The sequence below is a fragment of the Pseudomonas sp. Irchel 3A18 genome (assembly GCF_900187465.1).
GTDB lineage: Bacteria > Pseudomonadota > Gammaproteobacteria > Pseudomonadales > Pseudomonadaceae > Aquipseudomonas > Aquipseudomonas cichorii.
The window spans coordinates 305,225-321,473 of the sequence record NZ_FYDI01000001.1 but is presented as its reverse complement, the minus strand read 5'-3'; the positions used below and the strand labels follow the sequence as shown (position 1 = coordinate 321,473).

At 58.7% G+C, this 16,249-nt stretch carries 15 protein-coding genes and 4 pseudogenes; 11 read left to right on the top strand and 8 right to left on the bottom strand.

Features of this window, described 5'->3' with window-relative positions; all coding sequences use genetic code 11:
- Window positions 1-14 precede the first annotated feature (14 nt).
- The gene (locus CKW23_RS01470; RefSeq protein ID WP_025260701.1) at window positions 15-773 is read right to left on the bottom strand and encodes a thioesterase II family protein; all 759 of its coding nucleotides are present in this window, start codon (window positions 771-773) and stop codon (window positions 15-17) included.
- Window positions 774-1,093: 320 nt separating this feature from the next.
- Between CKW23_RS01470 and CKW23_RS01465 the strand changes: the two genes are divergently transcribed.
- Window positions 1,094-1,624 carry an RNA polymerase factor sigma-70 gene (locus tag CKW23_RS01465; RefSeq protein ID WP_025260702.1) on the top strand — a complete coding sequence of 177 codons (531 nt, stop codon included), beginning with the start codon at window positions 1,094-1,096 and terminating at the stop codon, window positions 1,622-1,624.
- Window positions 1,625-1,701: 77 nt separating this feature from the next.
- Here CKW23_RS01465 and CKW23_RS01460 read toward each other — a convergent pair whose 3' ends face one another.
- Together CKW23_RS01460 and CKW23_RS01455 are read right to left on the bottom strand one after the other, a co-directional pair.
- Complete coding sequence (locus tag CKW23_RS01460) at window positions 1,702-2,223, bottom strand: SgcJ/EcaC family oxidoreductase (RefSeq protein WP_025260703.1); 522 nt, start codon at window positions 2,221-2,223, stop codon at window positions 1,702-1,704.
- A gap of 210 nt (window positions 2,224-2,433) precedes the next feature.
- Entirely contained in the window at window positions 2,434-2,955 is a 522-nt protein-coding gene (locus CKW23_RS01455) for an SgcJ/EcaC family oxidoreductase (RefSeq protein WP_025260704.1), read from the bottom strand.
- Between the two features lie 195 nt (window positions 2,956-3,150).
- Between CKW23_RS01455 and CKW23_RS01450 the strand changes: the two genes are divergently transcribed.
- From CKW23_RS01450 to CKW23_RS01430, 7 genes and pseudogenes are all read left to right on the top strand, one after another.
- Window positions 3,151-4,335, top strand: a complete 1,185-nt coding sequence (locus tag CKW23_RS01450) for a sensor histidine kinase (protein WP_025260705.1) — start codon at window positions 3,151-3,153, stop codon at window positions 4,333-4,335.
- The gene (locus CKW23_RS01445; protein ID WP_025260706.1) at window positions 4,332-5,000 is read left to right on the top strand and encodes a response regulator transcription factor; all 669 of its coding nucleotides are present in this window, start codon (window positions 4,332-4,334) and stop codon (window positions 4,998-5,000) included. The genes CKW23_RS01450 and CKW23_RS01445 overlap by 4 nt, the downstream gene beginning before the upstream one ends.
- Before the next feature lie 77 nt (window positions 5,001-5,077).
- Window positions 5,078-6,232 (top strand): annotated as a pseudogene (locus CKW23_RS01440) (PAS domain S-box protein); the annotation flags it as partial.
- Window positions 6,233-6,652 (top strand): annotated as a pseudogene (locus tag CKW23_RS26835) (LuxR C-terminal-related transcriptional regulator); the annotation flags it as partial.
- Window positions 6,643-8,530: pseudogene (locus CKW23_RS01435) on the top strand (ATP-binding protein); the annotation flags it as partial. The pseudogenes CKW23_RS26835 and CKW23_RS01435, both read left to right, overlap by 10 nt.
- 74 nt (window positions 8,531-8,604) lie before the next feature.
- A pseudogene (locus tag CKW23_RS27115) lies at window positions 8,605-8,976 on the top strand (PleD family two-component system response regulator); the annotation flags it as partial.
- On the top strand, window positions 8,973-9,437 hold the full coding sequence (locus tag CKW23_RS01430; protein ID WP_025260709.1) for a response regulator: 465 nt from the start codon (window positions 8,973-8,975) through the stop codon (window positions 9,435-9,437). The pseudogene CKW23_RS27115 and the gene CKW23_RS01430, both read left to right, overlap by 4 nt.
- Window positions 9,438-9,443: 6 nt before the next feature.
- Here CKW23_RS01430 and CKW23_RS01425 read toward each other — a convergent pair whose 3' ends face one another.
- The gene (locus CKW23_RS01425) at window positions 9,444-9,875 is read right to left on the bottom strand and encodes a universal stress protein (protein ID WP_025260710.1); all 432 of its coding nucleotides are present in this window, start codon (window positions 9,873-9,875) and stop codon (window positions 9,444-9,446) included.
- Window positions 9,876-10,059: 184 nt separating this feature from the next.
- Window positions 10,060-11,037, bottom strand: coding sequence for a tRNA dihydrouridine(20/20a) synthase DusA (gene dusA / locus CKW23_RS01420; RefSeq protein ID WP_162883697.1), 978 nt, complete (start codon window positions 11,035-11,037; stop codon window positions 10,060-10,062).
- Between the two features lie 338 nt (window positions 11,038-11,375).
- Between dusA and tal the strand changes: the two genes are divergently transcribed.
- Entirely contained in the window at window positions 11,376-12,302 is a 927-nt protein-coding gene (tal, locus tag CKW23_RS01415) for a transaldolase (RefSeq protein ID WP_025260712.1), read from the top strand.
- A 79-nt stretch (window positions 12,303-12,381) separates the two neighbouring features.
- Here the strand turns inward: tal and rssC are convergent, their stop codons facing one another.
- The gene (rssC, locus tag CKW23_RS01410) at window positions 12,382-12,867 is read right to left on the bottom strand and encodes an anti-sigma factor antagonist RssC (protein WP_004881040.1); all 486 of its coding nucleotides are present in this window, start codon (window positions 12,865-12,867) and stop codon (window positions 12,382-12,384) included.
- A complete protein-coding gene (gene rssB, locus CKW23_RS01405; RefSeq protein WP_025260713.1) occupies window positions 12,864-14,048 on the bottom strand; it encodes a two-component system response regulator RssB in 1,185 nt (394 codons plus the stop codon). Before rssB ends, rssC begins: the two co-directional genes overlap by 4 nt.
- 265 nt (window positions 14,049-14,313) lie before the next feature.
- On the opposite strand from rssB, the gene CKW23_RS01400 reads away from it, so the two are divergent.
- A complete protein-coding gene (locus tag CKW23_RS01400) occupies window positions 14,314-14,613 on the top strand; it encodes a PilZ domain-containing protein (protein ID WP_025260714.1) in 300 nt (99 codons plus the stop codon).
- Window positions 14,614-14,689: 76 nt separating this feature from the next.
- On the opposite strand, the gene CKW23_RS01395 is transcribed toward CKW23_RS01400, so the two are convergent.
- Window positions 14,690-15,391, bottom strand: coding sequence for a VacJ family lipoprotein (locus tag CKW23_RS01395; RefSeq protein ID WP_025260715.1), 702 nt, complete (start codon window positions 15,389-15,391; stop codon window positions 14,690-14,692).
- Window positions 15,392-15,580: 189 nt separating this feature from the next.
- Here CKW23_RS01395 and CKW23_RS01390 point away from each other — a divergent pair, with 189 nt between their 5' ends.
- The gene (locus CKW23_RS01390) at window positions 15,581-16,186 is read left to right on the top strand and encodes a phosphatase (RefSeq protein WP_025260716.1); all 606 of its coding nucleotides are present in this window, start codon (window positions 15,581-15,583) and stop codon (window positions 16,184-16,186) included.
- Window positions 16,187-16,249: the final 63 nt, after the last annotated feature.

The following is a 16,249-nucleotide window of genomic DNA, read 5'->3' as shown; positions in this document are numbered from 1 at the left end:
AGGCAATCAGGGGATCAACCGGCCGCCAGGGCCATTTGCCGCGCTGCGCCGTTGCGCCAGCGGGTCAGGTGCTGTTCGGCGTAACGCCGAAGGTGACGCAGCAGTTGAGCCTGCTCGTCGACCAGATAGAAGTGATGCCCCTCGAACATGTCCAGGGAGAAACCGGTGCAGGTTTCTTCCTGCCAGTCGAGCAGCTCCTCCACCGTGACGCTGTCCTGCTTGCCGCCAAAGACATGGATCGGCACGCTCAACGGCTCGCGCTCACCATATTTGAAGCTGCCGCAGGCCAGGAAATCGGCGCGCAGGATAGGCAGCATCAATTGCATCAGCTCATCGTTGGCTATCACGTTTTCGCTGGTGCCCTTGAGCTTGCGAAGCCGGGCGATCAGTTGCTCGTCGGTCTTGGCGATGGCGTATTCGCTGACATCACGGCGCACCGGCCCTGCGGAGGCAGACATGAACAGGACCAGCGGCGCAGGCAGGCCACGGGCGCGCAACACATGGGCCAGTTCAAAGGTCAGCAAGGCGCCGAGGCTGTGTCCGAAAATCGCGTAGGGCTTCTCCAGTTCAACACTGATCTCGTCGGCCAGACGGTTGGCCAGCTGTACGATATCGGTCTGCAGCGGCTCGTTCATGCGCATGCCACGGCCTGGCAGTTCAAGAGGACGAACGTTCACCCACTCCGGCAGCTTGCGCCGCCACGGGCTGTAAAACATCGCACTGGCCCCGGAAAACGGCAGACAGAACAGCGTCAGGCTCGCAGGAGTGCTCATATCAGGCCCTGCCATCCGGTAAAACCGACGAAAAAGCTGCGATGCGCGCGCTCGAAACCCATTGTGTCCTCCTGATCTGATCCATGGCCGCCGTCGTGGACGGGCCTGTCATCAATGAGAACGGATGGCATCCGGAAATAATTAGTCGCATCTGAGCCGCGCTACAAAAGTGCACAGGGGGCTAATTGCTCCCTACAGGTGCACTGATTCGATTTCGCATTTGACAATTATTATCATTAAGAATAGTTTACCCGCCGATCAGCAGGTGCCACCCAATACGGGGACACACCTTCTCCAAGATTCGCAGCAAGGTGAATTCCATGACGGAACAAGTGCTCACAAGTAAGTGTGACTCACCCTTACTCCAGGTTTTTATCGACAACTATCTGCTGTTGGTCAAAATCGCCGCCCGCATCGTTGGCTGCCGCTCACGCGCCGAAGATGTGGTGCAGGACGCATTTTTCAGATTGCGTTCCGCCCCCCAGATCACCCTTTCATTCAAGGCCCAGCTCAGCTATCTGTTCCAGATCGTGCGCAACCTGGCCATCGATCACTATCGCAAGCAGGCGCTGGAGCTCAAGTACACAGGCCCGGAAGATGAAGGCTTGAACGTGGTGGTTCAGGGTGCGTCGCCGGAAACCTCGCACATCAATTTCTCCAGCCTGGAGAAAATAGCCGACGCCCTGTCGGAGCTGCCGGCGCGTACCCGATACGCCTTCGAGATGTACCGCCTGCACGGCGTACCACAAAAGGACATCGCCAAGGAGCTGGGCGTCTCCCCTACCCTGGTGAACTTCATGATCCGCGATGCCCTGATTCACTGCCGCAAGGTCAGCGGCGTCAGAAACTGAATCCGTTTTCACCAACGCACAAAAACACATCCGGGGCAAAGGCCCCGGATGTGTTTCAGGTATTCAGACTTCTTGAATCAGCGGCTGACCTGGTACTCAGGCTGCACTTCCGGCATGGCCGAAGAGTGGTGGTTGAGGATTTTCCACTGCCCGTCTACACGCTCGTACAGGAAGGTGTAACGCGCCTGCACCTTGCTCTTCTTACCATCGGCAGCGGTCAGGGTGAAGGTGTAGACACCGCTGTCCATCGCTGCATCCGGGCTCAGACGGCGGATTTCGCGGTAGTTGATCTCACCGACTGGCTTGAGGGCCAGGAAGTGGTCGAAATAATCGGTGATTTCTGCAGGTGTGGCACGCACCTTGTTGGAAACCGTTGGCTGCAGAATGGCATTCGGCGCGTAGAGGCTGACCACGGTCTGCGGGTTGCCGGTTTTCAGTGCATTGTTCCAGCGATCAAACAAACCCGAGATTTCCTGGTCTTTCACGTTGGACGGCTGCTCGGCCACCATGCGATAGGTGTAAGGAGCGGTATCTGCTGCGTGAACCAGCGGAGCACTCAGGGCAAAAAGCATGACCAGGGCGGTTTTTTTCAGTTTCATCGCAACACTCCTACGGGGATCTGTTCAGGGATTCAGTGAGTGCTACTTTGCCGCTGCGGACAGTCGGCGCCATCGGCCAATCGGGGCTATTTGTCTATGCCGTTCGGCATATGACGTGCCCGTTTGCATGAAAAAACCACTTTCACAAACGCAAAAAAGCACATCCGGGGCAAAGGCCCCGGATGTGCTTCAAACACCAGACGTCCTGAATCAGCGGCTGACCTGATACTCAGGCTGCACTTCCGGCATGGCCGAAGAGTGGTGGTTGAGGATCTTCCACTGCCCGCCTACACGCTCGTACAGGAAGGTATAACGCGCCTGCACCTTGCTCTTCTTGCCATCGGCAGCGGTCAGGGTGAAGGTGTAGACACCGCTGTCCACAGCTGCATCTTTACCCAGACGGCGGATTTCACGGTAGTTGATCTCACCGACCGGCTTGAGGGCCAGGAAGTGATCGAAATAGTCCTTTATCTCTGCCGGAGTGGCGCGCACCTTGTTGGAAACTGTCGGTTGCAGTACGGCATTCGGCGCGTACAGGCTGACCACGGTCTGTGGGTTGCCGGTTTTCAGTGCGTTGTTCCAACGGTCAAACAAACCCGAGATTTCCTGGTCTTTCACGTTGGACGGCTGCTCGGCCACCATACGATAGGTATAAGGAGCAGTGTCTGCTGCGTGGACCAGCGGAGCACTCAAAGCAAAAAGCATGACCAGGGCGGTTTGTTTCAGTTTCATCGCAACACTCCTACAGGGCATCTGTTCAGGGATTCAGTGAGTGCTACTTTGCCGTTGCGAACCGCTTTCTCCATCGGCCAACCGGGGTTATTTTTCTATGCCAACCGGCAGATAGGCACCCCGCGCCATCACAGGTTTTAATGGCATCATGTTGTGCCCGCGCGGGCATGAACCCACGCCTGGAGTACGACACAGATGCAAAGCCCTCCACATGATCCAGCAAGTGCCCTGGCGATTCGCACACAATATCGCCAGTCACAAAGCCGTGCCGCACGCCTTCGCCTGCTGGTAGATACCGGACAGGAACTGACCCAGTTGCCTCCCGAAGCCATGCGCCAGCGCGTTTTGCAGCGAGCCTGTGCTTTCGTCGCCATGGACCACGGCCTGCTACTGGAATGGGGAAGCGACAATGTGGTGCGCACCACGGCCCTGCATGGCAGTGAAGAACGCCTGCGCAGCCTGGAAATCGTCGCCGACACTCTGGCCATCGGGCCGCAATGGCTGGAACGCGACCATGCCACGCTGCCCAATGTACTGACGCTGCCCCTGCGCGGGGCCGACGATGGCTCCTTTGGTACGCTGGTACTGGCCAACAGCGTGAATATCAGCGCCCCCGACAGCGAAGACATCGAGTCCCTGCAATTGCTCGCCACCCTGCTGGCGGCGCATCTGGAGAACAATCGCCTGCTCGAAGCACTGGTGGCGCGTGAGCGGACCATGTCCGAACTGGTCAATCAGTTGTTCACCGCCCAGGAAGACGAACGCAAGCGCATGGCCTATGACCTGCATGACGGGCTGGCACAGACCCTCGCCGGCCTGCATCAACGCCTGCAGGGTTTTGCCGGTCGCTGCCCCGAACTGCCAGAGCCGCTGGATAACGACCTGCGGGCAATCCTGACCCTGGCCCAGCACTGCGTCGGGGAAGGCCGGCAATTGATCAGCGGCCTGAGGCCAAGCGTTCTTGACGACTTCGGCCTGCTGCAAGCCGTCGACAAGGACGCCGACCGTCTACGCGAAGCCGGTATTAACGTACACTGGCGCTCACGCTCCATGACCCGCCTGCCCAGCCACCTGGAAATCGCCCTGTTTCGCATTGCCCAGGAAGGCATCAACAACATTCTCAAGCATGCCAATGCCGACAACGTGCAACTGGCGCTCGAGCTGCATGAAACCACTGCCTCGTTGCTGATCGAAGACAACGGCTGTGGCTTCATCATTGACCAGCAATCAAGGAACAACGGCGTCCAGAAGCTTGGACTGGTGGCAATGCAGGAGCGAGCCAGCCTTCTGGGTGGCCGACTGGTTTTTGTCAGCAGCCCGGAATCCGGCACACGGATACGCGCGACCGTCCCTCTCAACACAGACAAGGCAACACTATGACGAATACCTTGCGACTGGTCCTGGCAGACGACCATGAAGTGACCCGGACAGGATTCGTATCGCTCCTGGCTGGCCACCCGGAATTCGAGGTGATCGGTCAGGCTTCCGACGGCCAGCAGGCCATCGAATTGTGCGAGCAGATGCAGCCGGATATCGCGATCCTCGATATCCGCATGCCGGTCCTGAACGGCCTGGGTGCCGCGCGTATCCTCCAGCAGCGCATGCCCCAGCTCAAAGTGGTGATGTTCACCATGGACGACAGCACCGATCACCTGGAAGCCGCCATCAGTGCCGGTGCAGTGGGTTACCTGCTCAAGGACGCCAGCCGTGACGAAGTGATTGCCAGCCTGCAACGTGTCGCCCGAGGAGAAGAAGCCCTCAACAGCGCCGTCAGCGCCCGTCTGCTGCGGCGCATGACCGAACGCAACAGCAGCCGAGCCATCACCACCGAAGCCCTGACGCCCCGTGAGCGCCAGGTACTCGGGCTGGTGGCCAGCGGCTTCAGCAACCGTGAGATCGGCGAGAAACTCGGTATTACCGCTGGCACCGCCAAGGCACATGTGGAGAAAGTCATTGCCAAGCTCGGGGCCGCCGACCGGACCCAGGCGGCGGTGCGCGGCGTGGCTCTGGGCCTGGTAAGTCAGTCTACAGGCGACTGGAGGTAACCTTGCGCAACCTCAAACCCTGGGAAGACCTGTCGCTACGCGGCAAGGCACTGGTGGCGACTTCATTGCCCCTGGTCATGCTGATGTTTTCTCTGACATTCATCTATATCGCTGAACGCCAGACCACCCAGGCCGAAGAGGATGTACGCAGGGCGCTGCTGGTTCGCGGCGATATCCAGAGCGTTCACACCCAGCTCGCCGAAGCCGCTGCCAGCGTGCGCGGCTACCTGCAGACCCGTCAGGAAGACTTCCTGCCGGGCTATCTGAACGCCCAGACCCAGATCGGAGCCGCGCTGGACCGACTTCACACCAACGTGCGCGACGAACAGATGCGCGAACACCTCAAGGCCATTACGCTGCTGATCGAAAACAAGGTCGACGGCCTTGAAATGCTGCACAGCCTGAATCAGGAAGGAAAAGTCACGATTGCGGCCATCCTCATGGAGAACAAATTCATTCTCGATGAACTGCGCAGCCACCTGAATACCATGCGCGAGCGTGAAGACGCCGTACTGGCGGAGCGCACGGCAGTCGCTTCCGAAAACCGGGAACGCTTGTTCTGGGCAACGATTCTGGCCGCAGGCTCAGGCCTGCTGGGCGCCCTCCTGGCCATTGGGATACTGTGCAAAGGCATCGTGGCCCGGGTGCAACAGGTCCAAGGCAATGCACAGCGTCTGGTACAAGGCCATCCACTGCTGCCCCAGCCGCCGGAAAACGATGAAGTCGGTCAATTGGGCACTCGCCTGATGGAAGCCAGCCAATTGCTCGCCAAACGTGAACAGGCCCTGCGCGAAAACGAAGAGCACCTGCAACTGCTCACCGAGGGCGCCAAGGAATACGGGATCTTCGCTCTGGATACCAAGGGCAATGTCATCACCTGGAACACCGGGGCCGAACGCATCAAGGGCTACAGCGAGCAGGAAATCCTCGGCCAGCATTTCTCGTTGTTCTATCCGCCCGAAGAATGTCCGCGGCATCCTGATATGGCTCTTAGCGAGGCCACCCTCAAGGGTCACTACACGGAAGAAGGCTGGCGCTGCCGCAAGGATGGCAGCCGCTTCCTGGCCAGCGTGGTCATCACGGCCCAGTACGACAGCAGCAATGCCCTGCGAGGTTTCTCGAAGATCACCCGGGACATCACTGACCGCCGTGCGGCAGAAATGGCCTTGGGCACGGCCCGTGAAGAAGTGGAACGCGCCAGCCGTGCCAAAAGCGAGTTTCTTTCCCGCATGAAAGTGATGGTTTTCAACACCGACGACGACACCGACCACATGGACGCCGCCATCAGTGCCGGAGCGGTCGGTTATCTGCCCAGGGAAGCCTGCCGCGACGAAGTACTCGCCGGCCTGCAACCTGTGGCTTCTGGTGCCAAAACCCTCAGTAATGCACCGCTGCCTCGTCTGCCCGAAAGCAACAGCCAGCGCACCCTGATGACCGAAGCCCTGACGCCCCGTGAATGCCAGGTTCTGGGTCTGGTGGCCAGCGGCTGCAGCAACCGGGAAATCGGCGAAAAACTCGGCATCACCACGGGGACTGCCAAATCTCACGTGGAGAAGGTCATCGCCAAGCTCGGTGCCGCAGACCGGACACAGGCAGCGGTTCGTGGCCTGGCCCTGGGCCTGGTCAATCAGACATCCGGTGACTGGAGGTGAATTTGATCAACGTCACGCGCTGGGAAGACCTCCCGCTACGCGGCAAGGCATTGGTGGCTATTTCACTGCCACTGGTGATTCTGATGCTTTCCCTGGTGCTCATCTATATCGCCGAGCGCCAGACCACACAGGCTGAAGAAGATGTGCGCAGAGTGCTGCTGGTTCAGGGCGATATCCAGAGCGTTCACACCCAACTCGCCGAAGCGGCAGCCAGTGTGCGCGGTTACCTGCTGACCCGGCGAGAGGACTTTCTGCCGGGTTACCTGAACGCCGAGGCGCAGATCGAAGCAGCGCTGGATCGACTCAATACCAATGTGCGCGACCAACAGATGCGCGAACACCTCCAGGCCATCGCACCGCTGATCGAAACCAAGGTCGACGGACTGGAAACCCTGCGCAACCTGAGCAAAGAAGGCCAGGACACCATTTCGACCATCCTGATCGAGAACAAATACATTCTCGATGAGCTGCGCGACCGAATCCGCACCATGCGAGAACGCGAAGACACCTTGCTCGCGGAACGCACAACAGACGCCGCCGAGACACGCGCCCGTCTTCTGTGGTCGACGTTGCTGGCGGCAGGCTCGGGTGTATTTGGTGCCATCCTTGCCGTATTGATGCTCTCCAGAGGCATCGTGGCCAGGGTGCAGCAGGTGCAAGGCAACGCCCAGCGTCTCGCCCTTGGCCACCCGCTGCTGCCACAGCCGCCGGAAAACGATGAAGTCGGTCAACTGGGCACACGTCTGGTGGAGGCCGGTCAACTGCTGGCTGAACGCGAGCGGGCATTGCGCGAGAACGAAGAGCGCCTGCGTCTGATCATCGAAGGCGTCAAGGACTACGGGATATTCGCCCTGGATGCCAAAGGCTATGTCATCACCTGGAACGCCGGGGCCGAGCGCATCAAGGGCTATACCGAGCAGGAAATCCTCGGTCAGCACTTCTCCCTGTTCTATCTGCCGGAAGAATGCCCGCAACACCCCGACATGGCGCTGCAAGAAGCGACACTCCATGGCCGCTACATGGAAGAAGGCTGGCGCTGCCGCAAGGATGGCAGCCGTTTCTGGGCCAGCGTGGTCATCACCGCCCAATACGACAGCAGCGATGCCCTGCGCGGTTTTTCCAAGATCACCCGTGATATCACCGACCGCCGTGCTGCCGAAATCGCCCTTGGCACAGCCCGGGAAGAGGCTGAACGCGCCAGTCGCGCCAAGAGCGAGTTTCTTTCGCGCATGAGCCACGAACTTCGCACCCCCCTGAACTCCATTCTGGGCTTCGCTCAACTGCTGGACATGGATTCCAGCAATCACCAGAAACCTCAGGTCGGCCATATCCTGCGGGCCGGCCAGCATCTGCTGACGCTGATCAACGAAGTCCTGGACATTGCCCGGATCGAGGCAGGCCATCTGTCGCTCAACCTGGAGCCGGTGCTTTTGCCCGAGGTTCTTCAGGAAGCCTTGAGCCTGGTCTGGCCCATGGCCGCAGATGGCGGTATCCAGTTGGCCGAACTGCCGGAGCTGGCAAGCGACAGTGGTGTGATTGCCGACCGCCAGCGTCTGGTTCAGGTGCTGTTGAACCTGCTGTCCAACGCCATCAAATACAACCGCCCCAATGGGCTGGTGAGAATCGAGGTACAGCAGCAGGACGACCGGGTCACCATCAGCGTCATCGACACGGGCAAAGGCATTGCACTGGATCGACTCGATCAGTTGTTCAAACCCTTCGAGCGTCTTGAGGCCGACTCCAGCGTGGAAGGCACAGGCCTTGGCCTGGCATTGAGCAAAAGCCTGCTGGAAACCATGAACGGCAGCATGACCGTACACAGCACGCCGGGAGAAGGCTGCCGGTTCACCCTGGAATTACCTTATGCACAAGTGCACAAGGCAGAAGAAGCGCCGATTCGCCGGATCAGCGCGATGCCTGCCGAACCGCACCCTGCCCGCGTCGAGCATTACGGCAAAGTGCTGTGCATCGAAGACAACCTGTCGAGCATGGCACTGATCGAAACCCTGTTGCAGCGCAGGCCCGGCATTCAACTGCTGTCCAGCATGCAAGGGCAACTGGGGCTGGATCTCGCACGGCAACACGCGCCGCAATTGATTCTGCTGGATGTGAACCTGCCAGACCTTACGGGTCGCGATGTATTGAAGCGCCTGCGACAATCCCCCAGCACAGCCAACACGCCGGTGTTGATGATCACGGCCGACGCCAGTGACAAGACCCACCGCGAGTTGCGCCAGGCCGGAGCTACGGCAATCCTGACCAAACCCATCCAGGTGCCGGCGTTCCTCGCGCACCTGGACCAATACCTACCGGAGCCTTCATGAGCGGCGATTTCCGTATCCTGATTATCGATGACCAGCGGCCCAATCTTGAACTGATGGAGCAATTGCTCGCTCGCGAAGGCCTGACCAATGTATTGAGCAGCACCGAGCCGCTGAGAACGCTGGACCTGTTCAACAGCTTCGAGCCGGATCTGGTGATTCTCGACCTGCACATGCCGGAGTTCGACGGGTTTGCGGTGCTGGAGCAACTGAACAGGCGCATCCCGAGCAACGACTACATGCCGATCATGGTCCTGACCGCCGACGCCACTCGCGAAACCCGCCTGCGCGCCCTGGCCCTCGGCGCCCGGGACTTCATCAGCAAGCCACTGGATGCCCTGGAAACCATGCTGCGGATCTGGAACCTGCTGGAAACCCGCGCACTGTACAAAACCTTGCGCCAGTTATTGCCGCCGGAAAAGATCGAACTGCTGCGCCAGTATCGGGCACCGGCGCAGGCTTGAGTTCGATTACTTGATGAGAATGACCGGCACCGACACTTCGTGAATCACGCGGTTGGCGACCGAACCCAGCAGCAAACCACCGAAGCTGCCCAGGCCGCGAGTGCCCATCACCACAGTGTCGCAACCCAGTTGCGGCACAGCCAGCTTGACCTGATCGGCGACGTTGCCCAGATCCACGTGAGTCTGATGGGCAATATTTGCCTGCTTCAAGAGCACCACGGCCTCTGCAAGCACGCGATTGGCTTCATTGAAAAGCCCGGCTTTGACGCCCTCGATCATGTCCGGCGCCAGGTAGTCGCTATAGACGACCGGGCTGGCCTGCACGTTGAGCAAATGCACCTGCAGTGGTCGTGCAAGGTTGCCTGACAAACCGATGACGTACTCCAGCGCATGCTTCGAATGAGCCGAGCCGTCATAAGGAACCAGTACTTTGTGCATGACATCTCTCCTTGAATGGGTATGTATTCAACATAGTCCCCTTCAAGGCCAGCAACCATCGCAAAGGCGGCTTTGATTGATCCAGAGCAAATCTGGCGTGAATATTTTTGGCAGCCCGTCGCCAATGAATTCGCACAGGTATGTGTGTAGGGGGAGCGAATTCATTCGCGAAAAAAACAAACCACTAATGCCCCGCCAGAAACTCCGCCGCCTGATCCAGCAGCAACAAGGGTTTTTCCGCCTTGTGAATGTCGACTGACAGCAACTGCCGGAAACGTCGCGCTCCCGGAAAACCATGGGCCATGCCCAGGATATGCCGCGTGACATGGTGCATGGTGCCGCCGCTCTCGATATGCGCAGCAATATAAGGCCGCAACGCTTCCAGAGCCTCTGCACGACTGATGACCGGCGCGGTGCTGCCGAACAGTTGGCGATCCACTTCGGCCAGCAGATAGGGATTGTGATAAGCCTCACGCCCGAGCATCACGCCATCGAAGGTCTGCAAATGCTCCTGGCACTGCTCAAGGGTCTTGATCCCGCCATTGAGGATGATCTCCAGACCAGGAAAGTCCCTCTTCAACTGCGCAGCCACGTCATAGCGCAACGGCGGAATATCCCGGTTTTCCTTGGGCGAGAGCCCTTCCAGAATCGCGATACGGGCATGCACCGTAAAGCTGTTGCAACCCGCCTCATGAACCTTGCCGACGAAATCACACAACTCGGCGTAACTGTCCCGGCCATTGATCCCGATCCGGTGCTTCACCGTCACCGGAATCGCCACAGCGTCCTGCATGGACTTCACACAATCGGCCACCAGCTCGGGATGCCCCATCAGGCATGCGCCAATCATGTTGTTCTGCACCCGATCACTCGGGCAGCCCACATTCAGATTGACCTCGTCGTACCCCACCTCTTCAGCCATGCGGGCACAAGTCGCCAGATCCGCAGGATTACTCCCGCCAAGCTGCAAGGCCAGCGGATGCTCCGCCTCGTCGTAGCGCAGAAAACGCTCACGATCACCGTGGATCAATGCACCTGTGGTGACCATTTCGGTGTACAGCAGGGCATTCTTCGACAGGAGGCGCAGGAAATACCGGCAATGGCGGTCAGTCCAGTCCATCATCGGCGCAACGGAGAAGCGGCGGGATGGCGCAGGCTTCATGGGGCGGGCAGTTGAAGCAGTATTCACAGGTATATTCATCGGACGACTGGAACAGGACAGCGAATTCGGTACACCGAGCAGATCATGCCCGAGCGCAAAGGTTGCACAGTCTATCAGGAAGCATCAAGACTGCGGACGAAGCTTGAGACACACCAAGGGAACAACCAGCCCCAACCACGCTCAAATCCAGTCTGAACCCCTCTTCCATACCCCGAGCGTCATCTATTGCCTGCGAATGAGGAAAGCGCGTCATCAAACGTCGACATCATGGTCTGCGACCTTGAGTGGCAGGCAGCGCTCGGGTAATGTCATCCAACCGCACAGGACAGAGCACGCTAATGACTTCCAAGCTGGAACAACTCAAGAAATTCACAACTGTCGTCGCCGATACCGGTGATTTCGATGCCATTGCCCGCCTCAAGCCGGTAGACGCCACCACCAACCCTTCTCTTCTGCTCAAGGCGGCTTCCAGCGAAAGCAACGCTGAGCTGCTGGCCGAGGCGTTCAGTGGCAGCAAGGGTGATATCGGTCTGGCGTCTGACCGCTTCGCCGTTGCCATTGGTCGCAAGATTCTCGATGTCGTGCCAGGGCGCGTATCCACCGAGGTGGATGCACGGCTTTCCTTCGATACCCATGCGATGATCGAGCGTGGCGAGCGTCTGGCCAGTCTGTACGATGCAGCCGGTATTGGTCGCGACCGGATCCTGATCAAGCTGGCTTCCACCTGGGAAGGCATCAGGGCCGCCGAGAAGCTGGAGAAGGATGGCATCCAGACCAACCTGACCCTGCTGTTTTCTTTCGCTCAGGCCGTGGCCTGTGCCGAAGCCGGTGTGTTCCTGATTTCGCCGTTCGTGGGCCGTATCTACGACTGGTACAAGAAATCGTCGGGCCAGGAGTACACAGGTGCAGAAGATCCGGGCGTGCAGTCCGTAACCCGCATCTACAACTACTACAAAGCCAACGACTTCAAGACCGTGGTGATGGGGGCCAGCTTCCGTAACCTGAGCCAGATCGAACAACTGGCTGGTTGCGACCGCCTGACCATCAGCCCGGACCTGCTCAAGCAACTGGCAGAAGACAACGGCAGCCTGGAGCAGAAGCTCGCACCGGGCAACGCTGGCGAAGCCCGTCAGAGCCTGTCCGAGAAGGAGTTCCGCTGGGCCTCCAACGAAGATGCCATGGCCACGGAAAAACTGGCAGAAGGCATTCGTCAGTTCGCTCGCGACCAGGAAAAGCTCGAAGCATTGCTCGCCGCCAAGGCCTGAATGCACTAAAGGGCGGCCTCCTTGCGAGGGCCGCCCTTTTTATTGCCCGCTGTTCAGCGCGGCAAGTCTGCAGATTCGCTTATCGCTGCCCTTCGAGGGCATTGACCAGGTCATGGAAGGCTTCACGATTGGAGTCGTTCAAGCCCATCAGGATCTTGTGCGCTTCCAGCACCTTGGCCTTGACCACCTCTTCGCACTGATCCTGCGACGGCAGGTCGGTCAGGCATTCAGGGCGCGGGATGGGCCGATCGACGATGTTGAACACCTGATCGAAGCCCATCGACTGCAACAGCCGTGTGATGTCTTCATGGGTCGTCACGAGGGTTGGCAGCAACCCTACCTTTTGACGCGACAGGATCGACAGCTTGGCCAGGAGGCCCAGTGTCGTGCTGTCGATGCTGCGGGTTTCGGTCAAATCGATCACCACGGCCGAAAAATTCAGCGCAGTGAAGATTCTCTCGATCGTCGCATCCAAGGCCGAACACAGCGTCAAGCGCACTTCGCCCACGAACTTCAGTACGAAGGTGCCTTCCTGCTCGGCGAACTGGATTCTACCGGTACTCATTCAAGATTCCTGCGTAACACTAACAAGGCGATATCATCCGGCATCTCCCCTAGCGTAGCCAATTCAAAAACCTCCTGCAGTCCTTCCAGGCTTCCACCAGCAGTCTTCACCATTTGCGGCAAGACCGCTTCCTTTTCCTTGAGTGTATCACCGGGCAGAAGATCCAGTATGCCATCAGACAGCATCGTCAGACTGAAGGACTCGGGCAGTTCCAGTTCATGGTCCTGATAGGTCGCTTCGTTGAACAGCCCGACGGGAAGACCGCGACCCTGTAGATAGTGTGCTTCCCCGTCTGCAAACAGCACAGGTAGCGGCAGATGGCCACCGACGGCATAGGTCAGGATGCCGGTGTCTTCGTCGATAACCCCACCGACCATGGTCACGTGCTTGCCCAGCTTGCAGCTGATGAGGCCACGGTTGATGTGCGACAGCACGTCCGACGGCTTGAACTCAGGCAATGTGCCGCCGCGCTTGGACTCGAACAGCAGGCGCGTGGTCATGAACTTCAACAGCACCGTAATGAAAGCTGAAGACGCACCATGGCCCGAAACGTCAGCCAGATAGAACGCCACGCGCCGCTCATCGACACGGAAATAGTCCACGAAGTCGCCGGACAGATACAGTGACGGGATGATCTGGTGAGCGAACTGGAACTCGTCGATAGCCCAAGGCGTGGTCGGTAGCATGTTCATCTGCACCTGACGACCGGCATCCTGGTCTTCCTGCAGCAGATGAAGGCTCGCCTCCAGCTCGCGGTTGGCCGTTTCGAGCTTCTCGCGGTAGTTCTGGTTTTCCTGAAGCAGGCGGGCACGGTCCAGTGCGCGGTGCACGGAATGTTCGAGAACGGCGAGGTCTTCAAGCGGCTTGATCAGGTAGTCGGCAGCGCCAAGGCGCAAGGCCTCGACCGCATCGCTCATGACGCCCGCACCGGAAACGACAATGACCGGGGTCTGTGGAGAAAGCCCCGTCACCTGACGAATCAGCTCAAGACCTCCCATCTGGGGCATGCGCAGATCGCAAATGACCAGATCGGGCTTTTGCTGCTCGAATGTCTGTATTCCCTGCAGGCCATTACTCGCCTGGAGGACACTGAAGCCACTATCTTCCAGATAGGCGGCGAGACTCGCACGCACTACGTCGTCGTCATCGATAATCAGCAGTGTGGCACTGGTTTTTGGCATGTGGGCAAACGGCGCCAGATGAGGTTGTGTAGGCGGCCCGGACATGCCGGTACCTGCTTACTGGATTCGCTTCTAGCCTCTCTGCAACGGCAGGTCCGCACTCGGACCGGCAATCAGGTTTCAGAGGTGCCCTTCAAGGCGCAGACGGTACTCCCATCCGACGGGCGTTTCAAGCGTACGACCCTGCTCACTTTACGTCTTTACATCGCAAATCGCCGGGAGTTATAAGAACCTACTAATCAGCAACCAAAACGAAGGGCTAGACATGGGTCAAAATGATCGCAGCTACGAGGAGAAACGCGACTACATTCGCATGCGTATCGATGCAGATATCAACCTGCTCCATGCAGGTCAGGTAATTCCAGCCGTCTGCATCGACCTTTCCAGCACCGGAATGCAGGTCGAGGCACCGCGTTCCTTCAAGATCGGAGACAAACTCAGCGTCAGCATAGACTCTGACCACCCGGCACTCTCGGGACTGTCCGCCCAGACAGAAGTCGTCTGGCTGACAGATATCGAAGGCGGCGGGCAAAAGCTGGGACTTTCCATCATTTCGATGAATTGATTGCACCATCGCGTCCCGAAAAAGAAAAAAGGCGACCAAGGTCGCCTTCATTCATCAGGTCAACATTGAGTAACGATTAAAAATCGTCTTCGACCTGACCATCCTTGACCTTGAATTCGCGGTTCTGCAAATAGGCATTGCGGATGAAGGTGTATTTGTCACCGCTCACCATGCGCTCTGCCGACAGCAGGCTGGCGCGCATATCGATCAGGTCCGCAGCGCGCAGGCTATTGCGGGTTGGCACATGGTCGATGTAACGGTACGGTTCGGTGTAGGTATCCGGGTATTTGGCAATGGCATCACGCACAGTGCTCGGGCCGAACAGCGGCAGCACAACGTAAGGGCCACTGCTTACACCCCAGTACCCGAGGGTCTGGCCGAAATCCTCATCGTTGCGCTGCAAGCCCATGTGGGTGCCGACGTCGATGACGCCCAGCAGACCGAACGTGGTGTTGACGATAAGACGCGCAGTATCGACACCGGCAGCCTCAGGCTTGGCCTGCAGGATGTTGTTGGCCAGATTGCCCACATCGCCGATGTTGTTGAAAAAGTTGTGTACGCCGTCTTCGACGAATTGCGGAGCTATGTATTGATAGCCCTGCGCAATAGGCTTGAGGGTGTAGGTGTCGAGGGTGTCGTTGAAACGGAAAATGACGCGATTGACACTCTCCCAAGGATCTTCTTCGGCCGCCTGTGCCGCCATCGGAACGAAGGCAACTCCCACACATACACACAACCGAGCCAGACGCCCGGCAAAGCCTGCACCGATCACGGGCATAGCTGAAACTCCTGATCAAGATGATGACGCGCGACTGCGAGCCCATACGCAAGGATTGGCAGTATAAAGCGTTCCGCCAGAAATAAGTCAGTTCTGTCAGTCCGCCGACAGTTTAAACACAGTCACCGGACATTCATCCGAATGTCACAAAAGCCCGGTAGCGTTCATGAATATTTCAGAGACATTACCATGCTCGCGCCGGTTGCCAACTCCCTGCCTGACTTCCCTGCCCTGCTGTTCGGCCTCAGCGGCTGCCTGGTGGACTTTGGTGCGCAGGCAGGCATCAAGGCCCAGGAACCGGACTTCGCCCTCGCGACGCCCGGCGCCATCGACATTCTGCAAACCCTGAGCCGCCAGGGCATGCCTTGCGCCTGGATCGATGAACTGCCCGAAAACCTGAGTCATGCACTGGCTGCGACTGTCAGCGAATGGGTCACGGCGGCTCCACGCCCGAACGCAAAATGGCCAGCTCCCGACGCCTGCTGGCTGGCCCTGATGGCGCTGAAAGTGAATCAGCTTGAGGGTTGCGTGCTGATAAGCGGCGACCCGCGCCTGCTGCAATCGGGGCTGAATGCCGGACTCTGGACCATCGGCCTGGCATCCTGCGGGCCGTTGTGCGGCCTCTCCCCTGCGCAATGGCAAGCACTGAGCGACAGCGAACGCGAACAACGCCGCGCCCACGCCACCCTCAAGCTTTACGCTCAGGGCGTGCATTCGGTCATCGATCATCTGGGTGAGCTGGAGTCCTGCCTTGCTGATATCGCCCTTCGCCGCAGCAAGGGTGAAAAGCCCTGATACACATCATGCAGGCAAGTCCTGAGTGGATTAGTCTTAATGCATCACGGACCTTTCGCTCAA

Coding starts and splice junctions, on each gene's coding strand:
- CKW23_RS01390 (WP_025260716.1), top strand. CDS start 15,581: ATGCTCGCGCCGGTTGCCAACTCCCTGCCTGACTTCCCTGCCCTGCTG.
- CKW23_RS01460 (WP_025260703.1), bottom strand. CDS start 2,223: ATGAAACTGAAAAAAACCGCCCTGGTCATGCTTTTTGCCCTGAGTGCT.
- rssB (WP_025260713.1), bottom strand. CDS start 14,048: ATGCCAAAAACCAGTGCCACACTGCTGATTATCGATGACGACGACGTA.
- tal (WP_025260712.1), top strand. CDS start 11,376: ATGACTTCCAAGCTGGAACAACTCAAGAAATTCACAACTGTCGTCGCC.
- CKW23_RS01395 (WP_025260715.1), bottom strand. CDS start 15,391: ATGCCCGTGATCGGTGCAGGCTTTGCCGGGCGTCTGGCTCGGTTGTGT.
- CKW23_RS01455 (WP_025260704.1), bottom strand. CDS start 2,955: ATGAAACTGAAACAAACCGCCCTGGTCATGCTTTTTGCTTTGAGTGCT.
- CKW23_RS01430 (WP_025260709.1), top strand. CDS start 8,973: ATGAGCGGCGATTTCCGTATCCTGATTATCGATGACCAGCGGCCCAAT.
- CKW23_RS01470 (WP_025260701.1), bottom strand. CDS start 773: ATGAGCACTCCTGCGAGCCTGACGCTGTTCTGTCTGCCGTTTTCCGGG.
- CKW23_RS01445 (WP_025260706.1), top strand. CDS start 4,332: ATGACGAATACCTTGCGACTGGTCCTGGCAGACGACCATGAAGTGACC.
- CKW23_RS01465 (WP_025260702.1), top strand. CDS start 1,094: ATGACGGAACAAGTGCTCACAAGTAAGTGTGACTCACCCTTACTCCAG.
- CKW23_RS01425 (WP_025260710.1), bottom strand. CDS start 9,875: ATGCACAAAGTACTGGTTCCTTATGACGGCTCGGCTCATTCGAAGCAT.
- CKW23_RS01400 (WP_025260714.1), top strand. CDS start 14,314: ATGGGTCAAAATGATCGCAGCTACGAGGAGAAACGCGACTACATTCGC.
- CKW23_RS01450 (WP_025260705.1), top strand. CDS start 3,151: ATGCAAAGCCCTCCACATGATCCAGCAAGTGCCCTGGCGATTCGCACA.
- dusA (WP_162883697.1), bottom strand. CDS start 11,037: ATGAAGCCTGCGCCATCCCGCCGCTTCTCCGTTGCGCCGATGATGGAC.
- rssC (WP_004881040.1), bottom strand. CDS start 12,867: ATGAGTACCGGTAGAATCCAGTTCGCCGAGCAGGAAGGCACCTTCGTA.